The 20,086-nt window shown below is 56.2% G+C and carries 21 protein-coding genes and 1 tRNA gene; 15 read left to right on the forward strand and 7 right to left on the reverse strand.

The genetic code is table 11. From position 1 onward, the window contains the following. The first annotated feature begins 5 nt into the window (after positions 1 to 5). The 5 genes from HRR99_RS18770 to HRR99_RS18790 all read left to right on the forward strand — a co-directional run bounded on the left by HRR99_RS18770 (position 6) and on the right by HRR99_RS18790 (position 4,650). Entirely contained in the window at positions 6 to 635 is a 630-nt protein-coding gene (locus HRR99_RS18770) for a TetR/AcrR family transcriptional regulator (RefSeq protein ID WP_233124343.1), read from the forward strand. A gap of 5 nt (positions 636 to 640) precedes the next feature. Next, complete coding sequence (locus HRR99_RS18775) at positions 641 to 1,450, forward strand: pyrroline-5-carboxylate reductase family protein (protein WP_233124345.1); 810 nt, start codon at positions 641 to 643, stop codon at positions 1,448 to 1,450. Positions 1,451 to 1,509: 59 nt separating this feature from the next. Further along, on the forward strand, positions 1,510 to 2,508 hold the full coding sequence (locus HRR99_RS18780) for an ABC transporter substrate-binding protein (protein ID WP_112498085.1): 999 nt from the start codon (positions 1,510 to 1,512) through the stop codon (positions 2,506 to 2,508). A 176-nt stretch (positions 2,509 to 2,684) separates the two neighbouring features. Then, on the forward strand, positions 2,685 to 3,572 hold the full coding sequence (locus HRR99_RS18785) for an ABC transporter permease (RefSeq protein ID WP_112498084.1): 888 nt from the start codon (positions 2,685 to 2,687) through the stop codon (positions 3,570 to 3,572). Next, positions 3,565 to 4,650: a quaternary amine ABC transporter ATP-binding protein gene (locus tag HRR99_RS18790; RefSeq protein WP_233124347.1), complete on the forward strand. Its 1,086-nt coding sequence runs from the start codon at positions 3,565 to 3,567 to the stop codon at positions 4,648 to 4,650. The genes HRR99_RS18785 and HRR99_RS18790 overlap by 8 nt, the downstream gene beginning before the upstream one ends. Positions 4,651 to 4,754: 104 nt before the next feature. On the opposite strand, the gene HRR99_RS18795 is transcribed toward HRR99_RS18790, so the two are convergent. Then, positions 4,755 to 5,258, reverse strand: a complete 504-nt coding sequence (locus tag HRR99_RS18795) for a YciE/YciF ferroxidase family protein (protein WP_111838805.1) — start codon at positions 5,256 to 5,258, stop codon at positions 4,755 to 4,757. Positions 5,259 to 5,486: 228 nt separating this feature from the next. Between HRR99_RS18795 and ligD the strand changes: the two genes are divergently transcribed. After that, positions 5,487 to 8,168 carry a DNA ligase D gene (gene ligD / locus HRR99_RS18800; RefSeq protein WP_233124349.1) on the forward strand — a complete coding sequence of 894 codons (2,682 nt, stop codon included), beginning with the start codon at positions 5,487 to 5,489 and terminating at the stop codon, positions 8,166 to 8,168. Between the two features lie 6 nt (positions 8,169 to 8,174). Here ligD and ku (HRR99_RS18805) read toward each other — a convergent pair whose 3' ends face one another. Both ku (HRR99_RS18805) and ku (HRR99_RS18810) read right to left on the reverse strand, forming a co-directional pair. Further along, the gene (gene ku, locus HRR99_RS18805; protein WP_233124350.1) at positions 8,175 to 8,987 is read right to left on the reverse strand and encodes a non-homologous end joining protein Ku; all 813 of its coding nucleotides are present in this window, start codon (positions 8,985 to 8,987) and stop codon (positions 8,175 to 8,177) included. Positions 8,988 to 8,999: 12 nt separating this feature from the next. Further along, positions 9,000 to 9,878: a non-homologous end joining protein Ku gene (ku, locus tag HRR99_RS18810; protein WP_233124352.1), complete on the reverse strand. Its 879-nt coding sequence runs from the start codon at positions 9,876 to 9,878 to the stop codon at positions 9,000 to 9,002. Between the two features lie 704 nt (positions 9,879 to 10,582). Between ku (HRR99_RS18810) and HRR99_RS18815 the strand changes: the two genes are divergently transcribed. Further along, positions 10,583 to 11,356, forward strand: a complete 774-nt coding sequence (locus tag HRR99_RS18815; RefSeq protein WP_277877922.1) for a DUF1796 family putative cysteine peptidase — start codon at positions 10,583 to 10,585, stop codon at positions 11,354 to 11,356. Positions 11,357 to 11,451: 95 nt separating this feature from the next. On the opposite strand, the gene HRR99_RS18820 is transcribed toward HRR99_RS18815, so the two are convergent. Further along, positions 11,452 to 11,536: transfer RNA gene (locus HRR99_RS18820), tRNA-Leu, on the reverse strand. Positions 11,537 to 11,788: 252 nt separating this feature from the next. Here HRR99_RS18820 and HRR99_RS18825 point away from each other — a divergent pair. Then, on the forward strand, positions 11,789 to 12,304 hold the full coding sequence (locus tag HRR99_RS18825; RefSeq protein WP_233124973.1) for a disulfide bond formation protein B: 516 nt from the start codon (positions 11,789 to 11,791) through the stop codon (positions 12,302 to 12,304). A 4-nt stretch (positions 12,305 to 12,308) separates the two neighbouring features. On the opposite strand, the gene HRR99_RS18830 is transcribed toward HRR99_RS18825, so the two are convergent. Together HRR99_RS18830 and HRR99_RS18835 are read right to left on the reverse strand one after the other, a co-directional pair. Next, the gene (locus tag HRR99_RS18830) at positions 12,309 to 12,866 is read right to left on the reverse strand and encodes an HNH endonuclease (protein ID WP_233124355.1); all 558 of its coding nucleotides are present in this window, start codon (positions 12,864 to 12,866) and stop codon (positions 12,309 to 12,311) included. A 99-nt stretch (positions 12,867 to 12,965) separates the two neighbouring features. Beyond that, positions 12,966 to 13,592 (reverse strand): DNA-3-methyladenine glycosylase family protein, encoded by a 627-nt coding sequence (locus HRR99_RS18835; RefSeq protein ID WP_233124974.1) that lies wholly within the window; start codon positions 13,590 to 13,592, stop codon positions 12,966 to 12,968. A 68-nt stretch (positions 13,593 to 13,660) separates the two neighbouring features. Here HRR99_RS18835 and gluQRS point away from each other — a divergent pair, with 68 nt between their 5' ends. Further along, entirely contained in the window at positions 13,661 to 14,557 is an 897-nt protein-coding gene (gene gluQRS, locus HRR99_RS18840) for a tRNA glutamyl-Q(34) synthetase GluQRS (protein WP_233124357.1), read from the forward strand. Here gluQRS and HRR99_RS18845 read toward each other — a convergent pair. Further along, positions 14,528 to 15,436, reverse strand: a complete 909-nt coding sequence (locus tag HRR99_RS18845) for a YihY/virulence factor BrkB family protein (RefSeq protein WP_111838800.1) — start codon at positions 15,434 to 15,436, stop codon at positions 14,528 to 14,530. The genes gluQRS and HRR99_RS18845 overlap by 30 nt on opposite strands. A gap of 183 nt (positions 15,437 to 15,619) precedes the next feature. On the opposite strand from HRR99_RS18845, the gene HRR99_RS18850 reads away from it, so the two are divergent. From HRR99_RS18850 to HRR99_RS18875, 6 genes are all read left to right on the forward strand, one after another. Continuing rightward, positions 15,620 to 16,453 carry an SDR family oxidoreductase gene (locus HRR99_RS18850; protein ID WP_112498076.1) on the forward strand — a complete coding sequence of 278 codons (834 nt, stop codon included), beginning with the start codon at positions 15,620 to 15,622 and terminating at the stop codon, positions 16,451 to 16,453. Between the two features lie 58 nt (positions 16,454 to 16,511). Beyond that, positions 16,512 to 16,709, forward strand: coding sequence for a twin transmembrane helix small protein (locus HRR99_RS18855; protein ID WP_111838798.1), 198 nt, complete (start codon positions 16,512 to 16,514; stop codon positions 16,707 to 16,709). 4 nt (positions 16,710 to 16,713) lie between these two features. Further along, complete coding sequence (locus tag HRR99_RS18860) at positions 16,714 to 17,301, forward strand: cob(I)yrinic acid a,c-diamide adenosyltransferase (RefSeq protein WP_111838797.1); 588 nt, start codon at positions 16,714 to 16,716, stop codon at positions 17,299 to 17,301. A 21-nt stretch (positions 17,302 to 17,322) separates the two neighbouring features. Next, a complete protein-coding gene (locus HRR99_RS18865; RefSeq protein ID WP_111838796.1) occupies positions 17,323 to 18,099 on the forward strand; it encodes a rhomboid family intramembrane serine protease in 777 nt (258 codons plus the stop codon). A gap of 181 nt (positions 18,100 to 18,280) precedes the next feature. Continuing rightward, entirely contained in the window at positions 18,281 to 19,027 is a 747-nt protein-coding gene (locus HRR99_RS18870) for an electron transfer flavoprotein subunit beta/FixA family protein (protein WP_233124359.1), read from the forward strand. Between the two features lie 24 nt (positions 19,028 to 19,051). After that, positions 19,052 to 19,981 carry an electron transfer flavoprotein subunit alpha/FixB family protein gene (locus HRR99_RS18875; protein ID WP_233124361.1) on the forward strand — a complete coding sequence of 310 codons (930 nt, stop codon included), beginning with the start codon at positions 19,052 to 19,054 and terminating at the stop codon, positions 19,979 to 19,981. Positions 19,982 to 20,086 lie beyond the last annotated feature (105 nt).

Genomic DNA, 20,086 nt, shown 5'->3' on the forward strand with positions numbered 1-20,086 from the left:
TTATTATGGAACAGGCAGTCATCGACAGTGGTTGGCGTGGATCTCAAGATGGCTGGCTTGAAGCGGCCTACGACGCCCTACTGGAGTCGGGCGTCGATTCCGTCAAAATTCTCCCGCTTGCTAAGAAGCTCGGCCTCTCGCGCACCAGCTTCTACTGGTTCTTCAAGGACCGCGAGGAATTGCTGGAACTCCTGATCTCACGTTGGAGAGAGAAGAACACCGGCAACCTCGTAAAGCAGTCCGAGGCCTACGCAGAGTCCCTGGCAGAGGCCATGCTGAACGTCTTCGACTGCTGGCTGAATAAGGAGCTCTTCGATTCCCAGTTCGAGTTTGCGGTTCGAAGCTGGGCCTTGCAGTCCCCTGACATTCAGACTGAAGTCCATCAGGCGGATAAGGCCAGAATGGAGGCCCTGACCCGGATGTTCATCCGCTTCGGGTTTGACGAAACGGCTGCGGATGTGCGCGCCAGAACCACTTACCTCGTGCAGATTGGTTATATTTCGATGCAATCCACCGAGGATGCCGCGTTGCGCATGAAGCGAATTCCTGAATATATTGCCATTTACACTGGCCAATTCCCTCAACAGAGAGAACTCGACCGCTTCCATGCGCGGCACGACTTCAGGGAGGGGTAGGAAAGGTGGAAGCGGACCAAGGCTTAAGGATTGGCGTGATAGGCGGCGCGGGCTGGCTAGGCAGCGCCATCGTCGATGCCGCGCTGCAAGCAGGCATCGTCAAGCCGGAACACCTCTCGCTTTCCTTCCGCAGTCACCGACCAGACCGGCTTTCGAGCGCCTACTGGACAAACGACAATCAGTCCGTCGCAGACCGCTCCGACGTTGTTCTCCTTTGCGTGCGACCTGCCGACTGGCCCACGATCAAGGTCGATCTCAAAGGCAAGCTCCTCATTTCCGTGATGGCCGGGATCACGTCAGATGCCCTGAGTGAACGCCACGAGACAGATCGCGTCGTTCGCGCATTGCCGAATGCCGCTGCCGAAGTCTGCCGGTCCTATACGCCCTGGATCGCCTCAAGCGCGGTGAATAACGAAGACCGTTCGGTCGTCAGGGCATTATTCGCCGCCTGCGGTGTACAGGATGAGGTTTTCGAGGAAAGCTATATCGATTATTTCACCGGCCTTTCCGGTTCCGGCCCGGCATTTCCTGCACTTCTTGCCAGCGCCATGATGCAAGACGCCATCTCGCAGGGCATTCCAGCGGACATCGCTCAACGGGCCGTCAATACCGTGTTGATCGGCGCTGGACGTCTGCTGGAGAAACGCGATGTGTCGCCATCAGAGACGACACAGACGTTTCTTGAATATCGCGGCACCACCGCCGCCGCGATAACTGTTATGCGCGATGGTGGCTTCGATGCTGCGATTGCCAACGGATTGACCGCGGCATCAAAAGCTGCGGCAAAACTGGGAGATACGCTTCAGAATCCTTGAGTGGGCATACGCGGCAACCCGCTTTTGACGTCTAGCCGCTAAAAAAAGGGAACAGCGAAATGAATAAGCTATTGGCTTCGACCTGCATATTAATGGGATTGTTCGCCGGCGCCTCCTCGGCAGCCGCCGACTGCGGCACCGTCACCATTGCGAGCATGAATTGGCAAAGCGCCGAAGTCATCTCCAATCTGGACAAGTTGATTCTGAACGAAGGCTATGGCTGTCAGGCCGAAATCACCGTCGGCGACACGGTGCCAACCATCACCTCTATGTCTGAAAAGGGTCAGCCCGATATTGCACCCGAAGCCTGGGTCGATCTTCTGCCCGATGTCGTCGCGACCGGAACGAAGGAAGGCCGCATCATAAAGGTTGGATCACCCCTGCCCGATGGCGGAAATCAGGGCTGGTGGATTCCGAAATATGTGGCCGACGCACACCCCGACATCAAGACGATACCCGACCTTCTCAAGCACCCCGAACTTTTCCCCTCCACCGACGATCCGAGCAAAGGCGCAATCCTGAACGGCCCGCAAGGTTGGGGTGGAACGGTCGTGACGACACAGCTGTTCAAAGCCTATGGTGGTGAGAAGGCGAACTTCACGCTGACCGACACAGGCTCTGCCGCTGGCCTCGACGGCGCAATCGCAAAGGCCTACGAGCAAAAAGCAAACTTCGTAACCTATTACTGGGCGCCGACGGCGCTGCTCGGAAAATATCCGATGGTAAAACTCGAAGCTGGCGTTCCAAACGATGCAGCCGAATGGAAGCGCTGCAACACCGTTGCCGATTGCCCAGATCCGAAGCCGAACGCCTGGCCGGTGGACACCATCGTCACTCTCGTCGCCAAGCCGTTTTCTGAAAAGGCCGGACCTGACGTCATGTCCTATCTGGAAAAACGCTCGTGGAGCAACGAGGTCATCGGCAAGCTGATGGCCTGGATGACAGACAATCAGGCAAGCGGTGAGGACGGCGCCAAGCACTTCCTCAAGGAAAACCCGGATATCTGGACAAAGTGGGTTTCTGCCGACGCAGCAACCAAGGTCAAGGCTTCGCTCTGACACCAACCACCGGCCTGACACGTGGTCAGGCACAATGCGAAGGCGGCATGCGGCTGGAAGCTCCACCGCATGCCGTCGCCAAACGATATTGCGCCAGCATCGACCAGAGCATGTCGCGACGGGCTATCGACGGCCCGAAGACCTCTGCGAGACGACAGCGCCGTAGGGGATGACGCATGGACTGGTTTTACTCGTTTCCACACATGAACGACGATACGCTTCGCAATCTCAAGAAGATGATCGACGACGGCTTTCGAGGCTTCACGCGTGCCTGGGGCGGCACGATCGAAGGATTCTTCTCGCCATTGCAACAGTTTCTGCTGGCCGCAGAACGCTTCACGACGCAAACACCCTGGCCGATCATCATCCTGATCATCCTCGCCATTGCGTGGTTTGCCAGCCGCAGCCTGAAGATCGTCGTCGGCTGTCTGCTGACACTGCTTGCCATCGGCTATTTCGACATGTGGATGGACACGATGCGCACGATCTCGATGATCTTCGTGTGCACCGTTTTGTCCATCGCCATCGGGCTGCCCATCGGCATCGCCATGTCCTACTCGAACCGTTTCCAGCGCATCATCAACCCGGTCCTCGACGTCATGCAAACGATGCCGAGTTTCGTCTACCTCATTCCCGTCGTGATGCTGCTGGGCATCGGTCGCGTGCCGGGACTGATCGCCGTCGTCATCTACGCCATTCCACCGATGATCCGCCTGACCAATCTGGGCATCCGGCTGGTGGACCGCGATGTGCTGGAGGCAGCAGATGCCTTCGGCTCCTCCAATTGGCAAAAGCTGTTCAAGGTGCAATTGCCTCTGGCGCTGCCAACGATCATGGCAGGAATCAACCAGACGATCATGATGGCACTTGCCATGGTGGTCATCGCCTCCATGATCGGGGTGCAAGGGCTGGGGCAACCGGTGCTGAAAGCCATCGCCAACCAGTATTTCACGCTGGGAATTTTCAATGGCATGGCCATCGTCGGCATTGCCATCATCTTCGACCGCATCAGCCAGGCCTACGGCAAGCGGCTCCAGAAACATCAGGAGATTGCCCATGGCTGATACCTTTGGCGGCATCAAAATCAGCAATCTCTACAAAATATTCGGCGTCAACCCGGACGCCTATGTCGACGCGGTCAAAGGCGGCCTGTCGAAGACTGAGCTGAACGAGCGACACGGGCACGTTCTGGGCCTGCGGGATATCAACATCGATATCCCCTCAGGCTGCATTCAAGTCATCATGGGCCTGTCCGGCTCAGGCAAGTCCACGCTGATCCGGCATATCAACCGGCTGATTGACCCCACAGCCGGTGAGGTGCTTGTGGACGGCGTCGACGTCGTGAAAATGAACACGCAGGATTTGCGCACCTTCCGCCGCCACCAGACGGCAATGGTGTTCCAGAAATTTGCCCTGCTCCCGCATCGAAACGTGCTGGACAACACACTCTACGGCCTCGAGGTGCAGGGCATGGCGCGCGCGCAAAGCGTCGATATTGCGATGCGTTGGCTGGAGCGCGTCGGCCTCAAAGGTTTCGAAACGCGCTTTCCCAACCAGCTTTCCGGCGGCATGCAACAACGCGTGGGTCTGGCGCGGGCCCTGTCCAACGACGCCCCGGTTCTGCTGATGGACGAAGCCTATTCCGCACTCGATCCATTGATCCGCACCGATATGCAAAGCGTGCTTCTGGATATTCAAAAGGAAATCAAAAAGACGATCGTCTTCATTACCCACGATCTCGATGAGGCGCTGCGGCTGGGAGATCAGATTGCTATCCTCAGAGACGGAGAAGTCATCCAGCAAGGTACCAGCCAGGACATCGTCCTGCGCCCGGCAGACGACTACATCGCCAATTTCGTCAAGGAGGTGAACCGAGGCCGTGTCATCAACGTCGAAGCGGTGATGTCTCCCATCAATTCCAACCTGCGTCCCGGCGGTCCAAAGATATTGGTCGGAACCAGTGTTGAAGGGGCGATGCGCATGCTGTCGCGAAGCGGAGAAGACGACGCAGCCGTCATTGATTTGAACGGTAATATTGTGGGCACAGTGAGCTTCAGACAGCTTGCTAGGGCAATCGTCAACGACAACGAGATGGATGATGTGGCCAAGGAGGAGCCGGTGAAGGCATTCACCAGGTCGTAGACATACCGCTAGAAGCTGTGCAGCACGCTTTCACTGTTTCAGCGTAAAATAGCACGCACAAAAAAGCCCGCAGATGCGGGCTTTTTCGTCGTTAGAATGGGGCTTTACGAAGCTTTCTTCTTTGACGCCTTGGTGTTTGCTGAGCCTTCGCCGAGCTGTGTCAGCTTTGCGTCGGTCGCAATTTCTTCCTGAAGGGTTGCTTCCAGCAATTTCGCGGCTTCTGTGTGGCCAAGCTGCTCGGCCCAGCTTTTCAGCGTGCCGTAACGGGCAATTTCATAGTGTTCGACTGCTTGAGCAGACGAGATAAGACCAGCATCGAGGGCAGCGCTGCCCTTGTATTCTTCGATGATCTCTTCACCTTCAGCAAGGATGCCCTGAATGGCTTCGCAGGTCTTGCCGCGAGCAGGTTTACCCAACAATTCGAAAATCTGCTGAAGGCGTTCGATCTGTCCTTCCGTTTCTTCCTTATGCTGGAGGAAAGCAGCCTTGCCCTCTTCGGACTGGGCAGCGCGTGCCATCTTCGGCAGTGCCTTCAGCACTTGCTTTTCAGCAAAATAGATATCCTTGAGTGTATCAAGAAACAGATCGTCGAGTGTTTTATCAGCCATGGTGATGTCCTCAGTTGGTGGGTTGTACCTGCCGAACCGGACAAGGTGCAGTAAGTTCCCGAGCGTTCTGCGTAACGTGGACGATTCTGCGTTCCATCGCAGCTTGCCGATCAATGCCTGAGCCACGGTCGCTCGTCTTGCCTCCAGCATGCGGAACATAAGGCGCCCGTCATACGTCTTCTGCTGTGTGCGTGAAAAACTGGCGTAAGATGAGAGTGGTGGACAAGCATGGTCGCTGATGCAGATAAACTCTCTACCTATAAGAAAAAACGTAATTTCCGGCTGACCGAAGAGCCCAGCGGCTTGAAGAAGTCGAAAGAGTCCAACCGCCGCCGCTTCGTCATCCAAAAGCATGACGCAACGCGGTTGCACTACGATCTGCGACTAGAGCTCGATGGCGTTTTCAAGTCCTGGGCCGTGACCAGAGGTCCTTCTCTCGACCCCAACGACAAGCGGCTTGCCGTCGAGGTTGAAGACCATCCGCTTGATTACGGCGACTTCGAAGGCACGATACCCAAGGGTCAATATGGCGGCGGCACGGTGATGTTGTGGGATCGCGGTTATTGGGAGCCCGAAGGCGACAAAACGCCCGAGGAGGCATTGGCGAAGGGTGATTTCAAGTTCACGCTGGACGGTGACCGACTGCATGGAAGCTTTGTTCTGGTGCGGATGCGCAATGACCGTGATGGCGGCAAACGGACGAACTGGCTGCTGATCAAACACCGCGACGACGATGCCGTCGATAAAAATGGCGCAGCCGTGCTGGACGATAACACGACATCCGTCGCGTCTGGCCGAACCATGGATGCCATCGCCGCTGGCAAGGGAAAAAAGCCGAAGCCGTTCATGACCCGAAGCGGGACGGTCGAAGCGGACGCGGTGTGGGATAGCAGTGACGGTCTTGCTGCCGACGAGCGCAAGGCTGGAACGAAAACGTCCGCGAAGGCGAAGACCACGCGAACGAAGCCGACTAAATCCACAGCCTCGAAGTCGGCGATGCCAAGCTTTATCGCGCCGCAACTCTGCCAGAGCCTGACGCGTCCTCCGGCAGGTAAAGGCTGGATCCACGAGATCAAATTTGACGGCTACCGGGTCCAAATGGGCGTGTCGGGAGGCAAGGCAACGTTAAAAACCCGCAAAGGGCTGGATTGGACGTCGAAATGGCCTGCTATCGCAAAGGCGGCGTCTGCGCTGCCGGAATGCATCATAGACGGAGAGATTTGTGCGCTGGATGAACGAGGTTCGCCAGATTTTGCCGCACTACAAGCAGCGTTGTCGGAAGGTGAAACCGATGATCTCGTCTATTTCGCATTCGATCTTCTGTTCGATGGTGACGACGACCTGAGAGAACTGGCCGTGACGGAACGCAAGGATCGCTTGCAGGCCCTGTTGTCGGATGCGGGTGAGGACCCTCGCATGAGGTTTGTCGAGCATTTCGAGACGGGCGGTGATGCCGTCCTGAAATCGGCATGCCGCCTATCGCTGGAGGGCATCGTTTCCAAGAAGGCAGATGCGCCTTATCGGTCAGGTCGAAGCGACACCTGGGCCAAATCCAAATGCCGTTCCGGCCACGAAGTGGTTATCGGGGCCTATGCCAAAACCAATGGCAAATTTCGCTCACTTCTTGTTGGTGTTTTCAGCGGCAAGCATTTCGTCCACGTGGGGCGAGTGGGGACAGGATACAGCGCGACAACAGTCGCAAAACTGCTACCAAAGCTTCAAGAGATGGAAATGTCCAAATCTCCGTTTACCGGCATAGGCGCGCCAAAGAAGACGGATGATATCGTCTGGCTGAAGCCCGAACTCGTGGCCGAGATCGAGTTCGCAGGCTGGACAGCGGATGGGCAGGTTCGGCAGGGGGCGTTCAAAGGTCTGCGCGAAGACAAGCCTGCCTCGGAAGTGGAAGCCGAAGAACCGGCATCGCCTCAAGACGCGGATGTTCCCGACCCCGAAACCAAGAAGCCGCCAGCCAAACGTCTTCGCAAAGGCGCGAAGGAGGAGGTCATGGGCGTCATGATCTCCAGCCCCGAAAAGGCGCTCTGGCCGGACGCGGGTGATGGAAAACCCGTTACCAAGGCAGATCTAGCCCATTACCACGAAGCCGTTGGCGACTGGCTGATCGATCATATCAAAGGTCGCCCATGCTCGATCATGAGAAGCCCAGATGGCATCTGTGGCACGCAGTTCTTTCAGCGCCATGCGATGCCCGGAGCCTCCAACCTTCTTGAGCTCGTGACGGTCTCTGGCGATAAAAAGCCATATCTTCAGATCGACCGTGTCGAGGGTCTTGCAGCCATCGCCCAGATCGGCGGCATCGAACTGCATCCCTGGAACTGCGAACCCGGCCAGCCCGAGGTGCCGGGCCGTCTGGTTTTCGACCTAGATCCCGGTCCGGATGTGGAATTTTCAACTGTCGTCGAGGCTGCCCGCGAAATTCGTGACCGCCTGGAGGAATTGGGTCTCGTCAGCTTCTGCAAGACGACCGGTGGCAAAGGGCTGCACGTCGTTACCCCCCTCGCCATGCCAAAAAACAAGAAAGTGAGTTGGGACGAAGCCAAAGCCTTCGCACATGATGTCTGCGAAGAAATGGCGCGAGATAATCCAGATCTCTATTTGATCAAAATGGCGAAGAACCAGCGCGAGGGGCGGATTTTTCTCGATTATTTGCGAAACGACCGGATGGCAACGGCGGTTGCACCCCTGTCGCCACGCGCAAGACAGGGCGCAACCGTCTCAATGCCGCTCAACTGGACACAGGTTAAAGCCGATCTCGATCCAATGCGCTTCACAGTCAGGACGGTTCCCAATCTCTTAAAGAAGAGCACGGCGTGGGAGGACTATTGTGACGGCCAAAGACCGCTGGAGCAGGCTATCAAGCATCTGAACAAAGTCAGGAAAGCCTCGTCCTGACAGCCCTCATTTCCGGCTACGCGTTTCCTTGGCGACAGACTTCTTCAGCGCGTCCATGATATCGATGACATTACTCGGACCCGGCGACGAGGCAGGCTTTTTCGCTTTGGTCTTTGTCTGCTTCGTCTGAGCCTTTTTCTTTATCTTGATGATATCGAGTAAGCGGTCTTGTACAGGGTCGACAACCATTTTCGCATCCCACGGCTGGGTCTGCTTTTTGATGAGTTTCTGGACGAGCGCCATCAGGTCGCTGTCGGGTTTTTCATCGCCAATGCTGTCGAAATAGTCATCCTCGTCCCTTACCTCATCACCATAGCGCAAAGTCCACAAAACGATGCCCTTTCCACGCGGCTCCAGCATCACGGCGCGTTCGCGTCTAGAAATGACAAGCCTCGAAATCCCGACCATGTCCTGCGAGGCCATGGCGTCTCGGATCACGGAGAACGCCTCCTGCGCCACCTTTTCATTCGGCGAGAGATAGTAAGGCGTATCCAGCCAAATCCATTCAATGGTATCGCGTTTGGTAAAGGTCGAGATATCGATGGTCCGGGTGCTGTCGAGCGCGACATTTTCAAGCTCTTCATCTTCAAGGATCATGTAATCATCCTCGCCGCGCGGGTAACCCTTGACCTCGTTTTCTTCTTTGACGTCCTTTCCGGTGACAGAATCCACGTAATGGCTCACCACACGGTTGTTCGTCGCACGGTTGAGCGTGTGAAACCGCACCTTCTCACTTTCCGACGTCGCAGGTGTGAGTTGAACCGCACAGTTGACGAGCGAGAGCTTCAAGTAGCCTTTCCAATAAGGACGAACAGCCATTGTGGTCTCCTCTTAACCGGCGCGGCGGGTGGGCGCTGCTTTGGGTTTCGCTTTAGCAGCCGTCTTTTTGGTCTTAGCGCCGGCCTTGGCGGACTTCTGCTTCGACTTCGATTTGCTGTCCATGCCTGCACTCTCGCGCAACGCCTGCATCAGATCGACAACCTTCGACTCCGGTTCGGCCTTCTTCTTCGGCAGGGACCGACCTTCGATTTTCGCCGTCACCAGTTCCGCCACCGCCGCCTCGTAACGGTCATCGAAGGTGCTGGCATCGAAACTGCCCTTCTTTTTGGTAATGATCAGTTCCGCGATCTCAAGCAGTTCAGGGTCGCTTTTTATATCGGGCAGGTCTTCGAAAGCCTCCTGAGAAGACCGGACTTCATAATCGAAATTAAGGGTCGACGCGATCAGGCCTTTGCCGTGTGGGCGAATAAGAACGGTGCGCAATCGGCGAAACAGGACAGTGCGCGCAATGGCTGCCACCTCGGCCTTTTTCATCCCGTCGCGCAGCAACACATAGGCTTCAGTCCCGACCTTGTCGGGCGTCAGATAATAGGGCTTGTCGAAATAGACATTATCGATTTCCGAGCAGGGAATGAAAGATTCGATTGCCAACGTCTTGTCACTATCAGGAACAGCAGCAGCAACCTCATCCGGCTCAAGAACGACATATTGCCCGTTCTCTGTCTCGTAACCCTTGATCTGGTCATCCCGCTCGACAACATCTCCCGTCTCGCCATCGACAAACTCGCGCCTGACGCGGTTACCGGTCGCTCTGTTCAACGTGTTGAATGCAATTCGCTCGGAAGACGAAGCCGCCGTGTAAAGGGCCACGGCGCAGGAAACTTCGCCAAATTTGATGAAGCCCTTCCAATTCGCTCTCGGGGAAACCACGATATGCACACTCCTCACACAACAAGCATGATTCAACCAATCAGTGCGGCAATCGTTCCGCGCTAGAACGAATCGTTTTGGGTAATTTGCCTGTTGCCAATTGCGGAGCGCGCGCTCTATTTAAGACACTCATTCCTATAGATTTATTGGCGATTGATTTTCTAGGATGAGCCTGAATTCTGCTGATAGCAGTTCAGCGCACGAAAGCGCGAAAAGTGTATTTTGCGAAATAATGATGTCAAGCTGATGGTGCCCCTTGCCGAAGTGCCAGAATTTAATAAAATCATATACATAAAATTTTGTGGGGCAAAAATGGCCCCTTGTAATAATTATACTTACTTTTCTCGTTGTCCCACCTTTTTCACCGATACATGTCTGACAACGGGACATGGAGCGATCCCGACAGCCCCGGACAACCCGCCGTTTCGTCACCTTTACCTGCATTCCGTGACACATAAAGTGTCGCTCTATGTGTCACGTCTGGGCTTACTCTCTGTGATTTTGCAAATACCATCGAGGCACTCTTCAGTGCCGCGCCTGCCGCTTCTCAGCCTCACCAATCTCATATTCCGCTTGCTGGGTTGCTACGTCGATAAGATACGTGAGGGTGGGGTAACAGAACGTTTTGATGTGCTTCTGAGTAATCAGCACTTGCATATCCGGGTTAAGCTGTAGCATGTAAATTGTCGCGAAAAGGGGTGCGCGTGGGACACAAATACATATCGCTAGGTGCGGCATGCAATGCTGCAAATATGATGAAGATCGCAGGATTGAGGAGAATCTCCTATCCTTTCGACTGGTTGGACAATGTTGAAAACGGATTGACGACAGTGACCGATATCATCAGGGATGATTTTCAGAAAGTCAGCCCCTGGAATTGCTACGACGTCGTTTCTCCCCCAGATGCCGAGCGGCGCGTTCTTGCCTATAAGCATTATCCTCGCACATTTCACATCCACTCTGATCCAGCTTCCAAACGTGAGATTCACGAACAACTAACGCGACGGTTTCAGAGGTTAAAGCGTGCGTTAAGCAGCCGGGATAGTCTGCATTTGGTTTACTACCGAAATCTTTCGGCATGCCGCGTGACCAGGCCGGATATAACTCCGGGTGAGGTGGCACAGCTGATGCTCTCTGAATGGGATCAGTTTTTGCGACTTATCAGCCCGTCCAGGCGAGGCGACACCACTGTGCTTCTCGTGTTGGAATGTGACGTCGAAGACGTCGAACAAACAGACCAAGCCATAGACATAATCGAGATTGCTGACCCCAAGGTAGCTTTGAAACGGGCAATTTCTCGCTATGACGATGACGCAGCGTTGTACGACAGATGGCAAAAAGAATGGGCTCACTTGATAATCAACCACACCCGAATGCCAATCTGGTTACAGGTCCGTTGTCACACGAAACGTGCGGTTCGATCCATTCGGAAGTCCATCAAATCAAGACTAAGGTCCTTCAAAGCCGCCACCGCTTAGCGACTTTTAGTCACAACCTTCACCCTGAGGGGTTAGAAAATGGTGGGACAAAAATCTCTTAAAGCGAAGCTATTTCAATATGTTGGGTTAAGCAGTGGTGCCCCTTGCCGGAATCGAACCAGCACTCCTCTCGGAACCTGATTTTGAGTCAGGCGCGTCTACCAATTCCGCCAAAGGGGCAACTCTGGAATCTTATTCCTTGGTATGCGGCGGACTATACGAACCGACCCTATAACGTCAACCGATTTTTGCGAAAAACGCGATTTCACGAAACTTTGCTTGGGCTCCCACTCGCCCTCGTCAACGAAGCATTTGCAAGCGGGGTGAGACTGGATTAGAGGCATGGGATAGCGGGTTGAACGATGCCGCGCTTGGCCCTGTTTTGCCAGATGGGCTATTTGAAGTGTTGAGTCGAATGTGAAGGACCACATGATGACGAGTGCAGTTTCCGCAGACAAGAACCGCAGCGCTTCCGCTGTTCTGGTCACGCTTGGAATGATTGTAACGGTAGGCGCTGCACTAGGGTTTCAGCATATCGGCGGCTATACGCCCTGCGCGCTGTGTTTGCTGGAGCGCGACCCGTATTATTATGCGATTCCCGTCGGCATTCTGGCGATAGCGGCGAGCCTGTTCAGGCTGCCGGTCTGGCTCTCACGGTCCGCACTCGTTATCGTCGGCGTTGCTATGTTGATCGGTGCTGGTCTTGGTGTGTATCACTCAGGCGTCGAATGGGGTTTCTGGCCGGGCCCGACCACCTGCTCGACTGGCGCACCTTCCATTACCACGAATGCGGGGAACCTGTTAAGCGACCTCAATGCCATCAAGGCGCCATCGTGCAATGACGCGGCGCTGCGTGTGCTCGGACTGTCGTTTGCAGGCTGGAACGTGGTTGCGAGCATCGTGCTTGCGGGCATCGCGTTTTTTGGCGCAACCCGCAAAGCCTCTTGAACCATCACGGCTGCAATTCGGTATCCCAATAGAGATAATCCATCCAGCTTTCGTGCAGATAGTTGGGTGGAAACGAGCGACCGTTGTTGTGCAGGTCCTGAACCGTGGGCTGGTACGGCTTTTGGTGGGGCACCATGCCCGCGATCTTTGGTAGCTTGCTACCTTTTTTGAGATTGCAGGGTGAGCAGGCTGCGACGACGTTGAGCCATGTCGTTTCGCCGCCATGGGCGCGCGGAATGACGTGGTCGAAGGTCAGGTCATCATGGGAGCCGCAATACTGGCACTCGAACTTATCACGCAGAAACACGTTGAAGCGTGTGAATGCGGGGTTGCGAGTGGGCTGCACATAGGTTTTCAGGCTCACGACACTGGGCAGCCGCATGGAAAAACTGGGCGAACACACTGCGTGATCGTATTCTGCAATGATGTTTACGCGGTCAAGAAATACGGCCTTGATCGCGTCCTGCCAGGACCACAGCGACAAGGGATAGTAACTCAGCGGCCGGTAGTCTGCGTTCAAAACGAGCGCGGGCAAAGCCTGTGGTGAAACGGCAATCGTCAAGGGCGTCTCCTGATCGATTCTGCATCTACACCTGTATATTAGGTCCGTTGTTACAGGATTGTGAAGCCCATAAATGAAGCGCTGAAAGAAAGGCTAATTTCAGGCGGCAGGAAGCGCATCACGGCGCGTTATCGCGGCATAATAGGCCCAGAAAAGCCGGGCTGCGACGGATCGGTACGGAGCCCAGTTAGAGGCGATATCCCGCAGCATTTTTTCCCCGGGCCGCGCGTCCAGTTGCAGACCGTGGGCGACGGCTGCCTGCAACGCTACATCACCGGATGGAAACATATCGGCATGACCGAGGCAGAACATGAGATAGACCTGCGCGGTCCATGGCCCGATGCCGTTGAGCGCCGTGAGTGACGCGTGGGCGGACGCATCGTCAAGCGTAGAAATTGTCGCAAGATTCAAATGTCCATCGACGATGGCCGTGGCAACAGCGTGTAACGTTTTCGCCTTGGCACGGGACAGGCCGAAGCGAGGCGTGTCGTCATTCGTGGTAGCGAGATAATGGGCTGCGGTCACCTCACCCATCTCCGCTTCCATGCGCCGCCATATGGCGTCTGCACTGGCACGTGACACCACCTGCGAAACGATGATGTGGGCTAGACCTTCAAAGCCGGGCTCTCTCAGCCGCAACGGCAGCGGACCGGCCTTTTCAGCGATCGGCACGAGGCGCGGGTCGAGGTGCAGAAGCGCGGCCAGACCTTCCTCGATATCAGACATATTTCGGATGATTTTGCTCAACCAGGCCTCAGCGTCCATGACTCCGCCTTGGCGAAGCACCGCAAGACATGGCAGAAGAAACCATGTCTTTGCTCTCAGGTCAAAAGCCGGTTTTGCGTTTTGCACCCAGCCCCAACGGGCGGCTGCATCTTGGCCACGCGCTTTCCGCCATTCTCAACCACGATATGGCAAAGGCGATGGCGGGGCGGTTTCTATTGCGGATCGAGGACATCGATCTGGCGCGGTGCACGGATGAGCTTGAACAGGGGATATATGAGGACCTCGCATGGCTCGGGCTCGACTGGGAGATGCCAGTGCGCAGACAGTCCGACCATTTCGATGTGTATCGAAAAGGGTTGGACAAACTTATCGCGATGCGTGTTGCCTATCCCTCTTTCATGAGCCGGGGCGACGTGAAGGCTTTCGCGGCGGATTACGAGGCCGGAGGCAACATCTGGCCTCGGGATCCAGACGGCGCTTTGCATTATCCCGCACTGGACAAGCAACGACCTGAACATGAGGTCTCACCACTTCTGTCATCAGGCAAAAAGTATGCATGGCGGTTGGATATGGATAAAGCCTTGGCTTTGCTTGAAACCCCGTTGCAATGGCGCGAGACCGGCCGCGGCTCTGACGAGATGATCGACGCCGACCCTGCGGCGTGGGGCGATGTCGTGCTTTCGCGTTCCGATGGGCCGTCCAGTTATCATTTGTCTGTGGTGATGGACGATGCCGTTCAGGGTATCACCCATGTGGTGCGCGGTATGGACCTGTATCACGCCACATCCGTTCACCGGCTGTTGCAGGAACTGCTGGGTTTGCCTGCGCCAGAATACCACCACCACCGGCTTATTCTGGATGACACCGGAAACAAGCTTTCAAAAAGCAGGGGCAGTGCCAGCCTTCAGGTGCTGCGAGAGCAAGGCCTTGCGGCATCAGATATCCGCGGCCTCCTCGGCATCTAGGGCTTCTCTCAGACTGCCATTGTGAATACCGGCCTTGATGACATGGCGGATGCGGTATTTCATCAGGGCCGCGTTGACCTCAGCACCCAGCATGAAGATGACGCCGACCATGTAGAGAAACACCAGCACGATCATGACCGACGCTAGACCGGCGTAGGTGGCAGCATAATTCGCAAATGTTGCGAGATAATAGGCGAAGATACCCGCGCCGATGACCCAGAACAGCAGCGTCAAAAAGATGCCAGGCAGTACATCCCAAATGCGGCGACGGCCAGCGGGAAGCCATAGATGGGCAGCAGCAAGACCGACGGCCAACACGATGATGGTGCCGTAGAGACCGAGGTTGGACACGGTCACCAGAAAATCCTTCAACAACGGAAAGCGCGTTTCTGCAAAGGATAGCGCGACGGGTACAGCAACGAGAACGATGCTGATGGCCGCAAAAATGGTCACTGCAATGACGACGTAGAAGAGGCTGAGAAGACGCGTGACATACCACCAACGGGTCTCGCTGACACGGTAGGCGCGGTTGAGCGAGATACGCAGTGCCTCGACGCCATTGGAGGCAAAATAGGCGGCGGCAAGCACCGAAATCGTCAACAGCCCGCCACGTGGAATGGTCAGCACCTGCTGGACCTGAGCTGCAAGCGGCCCGGCAATTGCCGCTGGCCATGTATCGAAAATGATGTGAACGGCGGTTTCGGCGAATTGGTCAGCACCGAGGAAACTCGCCAGTGCCGTGCCGAAAATCAGAAACGGAAAAAGCGCGAGCAGGATGGAAAGCGCCACGTGACTGGCCATGGCCCAGCCGTCGTCCTCGGCAAAATGGACGTAGGCGTCAAGGGCCACTTTTCGCACGATGTCCATTGCTGCAACCATGTCGCCTCCTCAATCGGCATTTCGTTTGTAACTCGGGGCGAGATATGGGAAGTCAGTCACCGCTTGTACAGCGCTTGAGACTGCGCACTGGTTCCACCTGGTCAAGAAGAATTGTGCGCTACTCAATCCCTACACCCGTTCAGTGCGCCATCCTTAACACGTCATGACTTAGGAAATACTTTCATGTCTGAAAAACCGGTCATCATCATCACCGGCTGCTCGTCCGGGATCGGCGCCCATTGTGCAAAGGCATTGAAAGACGATGGCTGGCGGGTTTTTGCCACGGTGCGGCGTGCGCAAGACATGGCAGACCTTCAGGCGTGTGGCATCGAAACGCTGATCATGGACTATACCCAGCCGGAAACGATTGCGGCCCTGGTTGATGATGTCTCGGCGCGCACTGGCGGGCGGATCGATGCGCTGTTCAACAACGGCGCCTATGGCCAGCCCGGCGCGGTGGAGGACCTGAGTGTCGATGTCCTGCGGCGACAGTTCGAGACCAATGTTTTCGGCTGGCACGACCTGACCTGCCGTGTCATTCCGCTCATGCGCAAACGCGGATACGGGCGTATCGTGCATTGCTCGTCCATTCTGGGCCTCGTTCCCTATCGCTATCGCGGCGCCTACACGGCGTCCAAATTCGCGCTGGAAGGACTGGGCGTCACGCTTCGCATGGAACTGCAAGGCAGCGGCATCGAGGTCAGCCTGATCGAACCCGGCCCCATCGCCTCGAAATTCACGGCCACGGCGCTGGCCCAGATCAAGGGCAATATCGATCTTGAAAACTCCGTTCATGCGCAGGATTACAAGCGCCAGCTTGCGCGGTTGGAGGGCACAGGCCAGAAAAACAAGCACAAGCTTGGCCCGGATGCCGTCTACAAGGAACTGAAACACGCACTGACCGCCAAACGCCCGAAGCCCCACTACGTCATCACCATGCCAGCGAAACAGGCCGTGATTTTGAAGAGGCTTCTGCCAGCCGATTTCTTTTACCGGTTCCTGCGCAGGTTCGACTAGCGCTGCGGCGCGCTAATCAGCTACAACGCAGGCAACGGCATTTTTGGGAGCGTCGAGCATGTCCAGTTTCACCACGGTACTTACCGTCATCGTCATGGGTCTGGTGGTCCTTGTGCTGATACGCGGGCTGTTCACTATGCTCAAAGGTACGGATGCCAACAAATCCAACAAGCTGATGCAACTGCGGCTTCTGTTGCAGGCGGTCGCCATCATCCTCATCATGGCTACGCTGTGGCTCACGGGTGGAGGGCGATAAAGACATGGTCAAACTAAACAAGATCTATACCCGAACCGGCGATGATGGCACGACGGCACTGGTATCCGGCCCGCGCCGCGCCAAACACGATCTGCGTGTCGAAAGCTACGGAACGGTGGATGAAACCAACTCCGCTATCGGCGTTGCCCGGCTTCACACATCCGACCTTACCGAACTCGATGCGATGCTGTTTCGTATCCAGAACGATCTTTTCGATCTCGGTGCAGACCTCGCGACCCCCGATACGGGCGAAGTGCTTTCCTATGAACCGCTGCGGATCGTCGAGGCGCAGGTCACGCGCGTAGAAAACGAGATCGACGCGTTGAATGCCGATCTGCCCGCGCTCACGTCCTTCGTGCTGCCCGGGGGAACACCGGCGGCTGCCAATCTTCACCTTGCGCGCACCATTTCCCGGCGTGCAGAACGCCAGATGGTGGAACTGGCACTGATCGAAGGTGAGACGGTCAGCCCTGCCGCATTGAAATACATCAACCGGCTCTCCGACTTCCTGTTCGTGGCAGCACGCTTTGCCAACGATGCAACGAAGGCCGACATGCCCGATATTCTCTGGGTTCCCGGTCAGAACCGTTAAGACAAACGAGGGATCGACCGCATGTTCATTCCCTTGCACGATGCGAACTCGCTCAAGCATATCAAGCTGCAATATGTGACGCTGTCGCTCATCGGCATCAACGTGCTGGTGTGGCTGCTGACTGGCGTATTGGCTGACGATGCAGCGGCAGGGGCCGCCACTCTTGGGCTCGGTTTCATTCCTGCTGTCATCTTCGATTACGCCTATCTCGATCCGGCGGTCAAACTGGTGCCCGAGGGAGCGACCGTCGTCACCTATGCTTTTTTGCATCTTGGTTTCTGGCATCTGGCGTCCAACATGGTTTTCCTTTGGGTCTTCGGCGATAATGTCGAGGACGCGTTCGGTCATGTCAGGTTTTTGGTGTTCTACATTGCCTGTGCGGCGGCAGGCGCCCTCTTTCATGGCTTGGTGTCCCAGACCTCGGAAGCGCCGCTGATCGGTGCATCGGGCGCTGTCTCCGGTGTCGTTGCCGCCTATATGCTGCTGCATCCGCGCGTGCGGGTCTGGGTGCTGGTGTTCATGCGCATTCCCATACCCCTGCCAGCCTTCATTCCGCTGGCGTTATGGATCGCCCAGCAGTTCTTCATGTTCATCTTCGGTATGCAGGACAGGGTGTCGTGGAGCGCCCATGTCGGCGGCATTATTGCAGGCGTGGTTCTCGTGCTTTTCCTGCGCAGGCGCGGCGTGCCGCTGTTTGACAGAACCATCATCACGCCCAGAGCCGTGCAACACAAAAACCAGGGGCCGCAGGCCGCTGTCGTGTCGCAAACGGAACGGCCTTTCGACAGCATTCGATGAAAACTAAGCCAAGGATTGATATTTACGTTCACGTTAACGTAAAATATCGCCGCAGCTCATGAGGTGATGAGCATTGCTCCGTTGAATTCGCGGAAAAAATGCGTATCCATGTCGCAACTTGATTGTCAGAAGGTCCATTCGGCGTTTCGCCTTATGGTCAGGTGTCGAAGGAAGGTTATCGATGAAGATTCTCGTCCCAGTAAAACGTGTGGTGGATTACAACGTCAAAATCCGCGTAAAAGCGGATGGCTCGGGCGTTGAACTTGCCAACGTCAAGATGTCGATGAACCCGTTCGACGAAATCTCGGTCGAAGAAGCACTGCGCCTCAAAGAAGCAGGCAAGGCAGAGGAAGTCGTGGTCGTTTCAATCGGTCCTGCCAAGGCTGAGGAAACGCTGCGCACGGCGCTGGCCATGGGTGCCGACCGGGCCGTCCTGATCGAAACCGATGAGGCCGTGGAGCCGCTGGCCGTCGCCAAGCTTTTGAAGGGCGTGGTCGACGCAGAAGCGCCGGGCCTTGTTATCGTCGGCAAGCAGGCCATCGATGACGACAGCAACCAGACCGGCCAGATGCTGGCAGCGCTTCTGGGCTGGGGTCAGGGCACATTCGCTTCCAAGGTCGAGCCATCGGATGGCAAGGTTGCCGTGACGCGCGAAGTCGATGGCGGTCTGCAGACGGTCGAACTCAAGCTTCCAGCCGTCGTGACGACGGACCTTCGTTTGAACGAGCCGCGTTATGCGTCTTTGCCCAACATCATGAAGGCCAAGAAAAAGCCGCTCGACAAGAAGACGCCCACCGATTTCGGCGTCGATATCACGCCACGCCTCAAGGTTTTGAAGACCGAGGAACCGGCAGGCCGCGAGGCTGGTGTCAAGGTCGGTTCGGTTGCCGAATTGGTATCGAAGCTTAAAGCCGACGGCGTTCTTTAAGAATACGGATAGGGAGATTTTACCATGGCCATTCTTCTTCTGGCAGAACACGACAACGCAACCCTCTCCGACCAGACGGCAAAGACGCTGACGGCGGCGACACAGATCGGTGGCGATGTCACCGTTCTCGTCGCGGGCTCTGGCGCAAAGGCCGTCGCTGACGAAGCGGCAAAGCTCTCCGGCGTTTCCAAGGTGTTGTTGGCTGACGATGCATCCTATGCAAACCAGCTTGCGGAACCACTGGCCGCGCTTATCGTGTCGCTCGGCGCATCCTATGACGTGATCATCGCGCCTGCGACCGCATCCGCCAAGAACGTGTTGCCGCGCGTGGCGGCTCTTCTGGATGTCGCGCAGATTTCCGAAATCATCGAAGTCATCTCCGCAGACACGTTCAAGCGCCCGATCTATGCCGGTAACGCCATCCAGACTGTTCAGGCAAGCGACGCGAAAAAAGTCATCACCGTTCGCACCTCCACCTTTGCACCCGCAGAGGCTGGCGGTTCGGCTTCGGTCGAAGCCGTGGCAACGGCTGAAAACCCCGGTGTATCCTCCTTCGTATCGGACGCGCTCGCATCATCCGATCGCCCGGAACTCACATCGGCCAAGATCATCATCTCCGGTGGCCGGGCGCTCGGTTCTTCGGAAAAGTTCAAGGAAGTCCTTCTTCCCGTAGCAGACAAGCTGGGCGCTGCCGTTGGCGCATCGCGCGCTGCCGTCGATGCAGGCTACGCACCGAACGACTGGCAGGTTGGCCAGACGGGCAAGGTCGTGGCACCACAGCTCTATATCGCTGCCGGTATCTCCGGGGCCATCCAGCACCTTGCAGGCATGAAGGACTCGAAAGTCATCGTCGCCATCAACAAGGATGAGGAAGCTCCGATCTTCCAGGTTGCCGATTACGGCCTCGTAGCTGATCTGTTCGACGCCCTGCCTGAGCTCGAAAAAGCACTCTGATCCAATCAATTCCAAAAGCGGCGCGTTTTTCCAACGCGCCGCTTTTGTTTTTTTGCAATATGCGTAACATCCGCGCACGTGCGACGCGCACATTCCCACAGGAGA

Origin of the sequence: Agrobacterium vaccinii (assembly GCF_021310995.1) — a bacterium.
Lineage (GTDB): Bacteria > Pseudomonadota > Alphaproteobacteria > Rhizobiales > Rhizobiaceae > Agrobacterium > Agrobacterium vaccinii.

Coding starts and splice junctions, on each gene's coding strand:
- HRR99_RS18785 (WP_112498084.1), top strand. CDS start 2,685: ATGGACTGGTTTTACTCGTTTCCACACATGAACGACGATACGCTTCGC.
- HRR99_RS18790 (WP_233124347.1), top strand. CDS start 3,565: ATGGCTGATACCTTTGGCGGCATCAAAATCAGCAATCTCTACAAAATA.
- ku (WP_233124350.1), bottom strand. CDS start 8,987: ATGGCTGTTCGTCCTTATTGGAAAGGCTACTTGAAGCTCTCGCTCGTC.
- HRR99_RS18860 (WP_111838797.1), top strand. CDS start 16,714: ATGGTCAAACTAAACAAGATCTATACCCGAACCGGCGATGATGGCACG.
- HRR99_RS18825 (WP_233124973.1), top strand. CDS start 11,789: ATGACGAGTGCAGTTTCCGCAGACAAGAACCGCAGCGCTTCCGCTGTT.
- HRR99_RS18870 (WP_233124359.1), top strand. CDS start 18,281: ATGAAGATTCTCGTCCCAGTAAAACGTGTGGTGGATTACAACGTCAAA.
- ligD (WP_233124349.1), top strand. CDS start 5,487: ATGGTCGCTGATGCAGATAAACTCTCTACCTATAAGAAAAAACGTAAT.
- HRR99_RS18770 (WP_233124343.1), top strand. CDS start 6: ATGGAACAGGCAGTCATCGACAGTGGTTGGCGTGGATCTCAAGATGGC.
- HRR99_RS18865 (WP_111838796.1), top strand. CDS start 17,323: ATGTTCATTCCCTTGCACGATGCGAACTCGCTCAAGCATATCAAGCTG.
- HRR99_RS18850 (WP_112498076.1), top strand. CDS start 15,620: ATGTCTGAAAAACCGGTCATCATCATCACCGGCTGCTCGTCCGGGATC.
- HRR99_RS18795 (WP_111838805.1), bottom strand. CDS start 5,258: ATGGCTGATAAAACACTCGACGATCTGTTTCTTGATACACTCAAGGAT.
- HRR99_RS18845 (WP_111838800.1), bottom strand. CDS start 15,436: ATGGTTGCAGCAATGGACATCGTGCGAAAAGTGGCCCTTGACGCCTAC.
- HRR99_RS18780 (WP_112498085.1), top strand. CDS start 1,510: ATGAATAAGCTATTGGCTTCGACCTGCATATTAATGGGATTGTTCGCC.
- HRR99_RS18835 (WP_233124974.1), bottom strand. CDS start 13,592: ATGTCTGATATCGAGGAAGGTCTGGCCGCGCTTCTGCACCTCGACCCG.
- gluQRS (WP_233124357.1), top strand. CDS start 13,661: ATGGCAGAAGAAACCATGTCTTTGCTCTCAGGTCAAAAGCCGGTTTTG.
- HRR99_RS18875 (WP_233124361.1), top strand. CDS start 19,052: ATGGCCATTCTTCTTCTGGCAGAACACGACAACGCAACCCTCTCCGAC.
- HRR99_RS18855 (WP_111838798.1), top strand. CDS start 16,512: ATGTCCAGTTTCACCACGGTACTTACCGTCATCGTCATGGGTCTGGTG.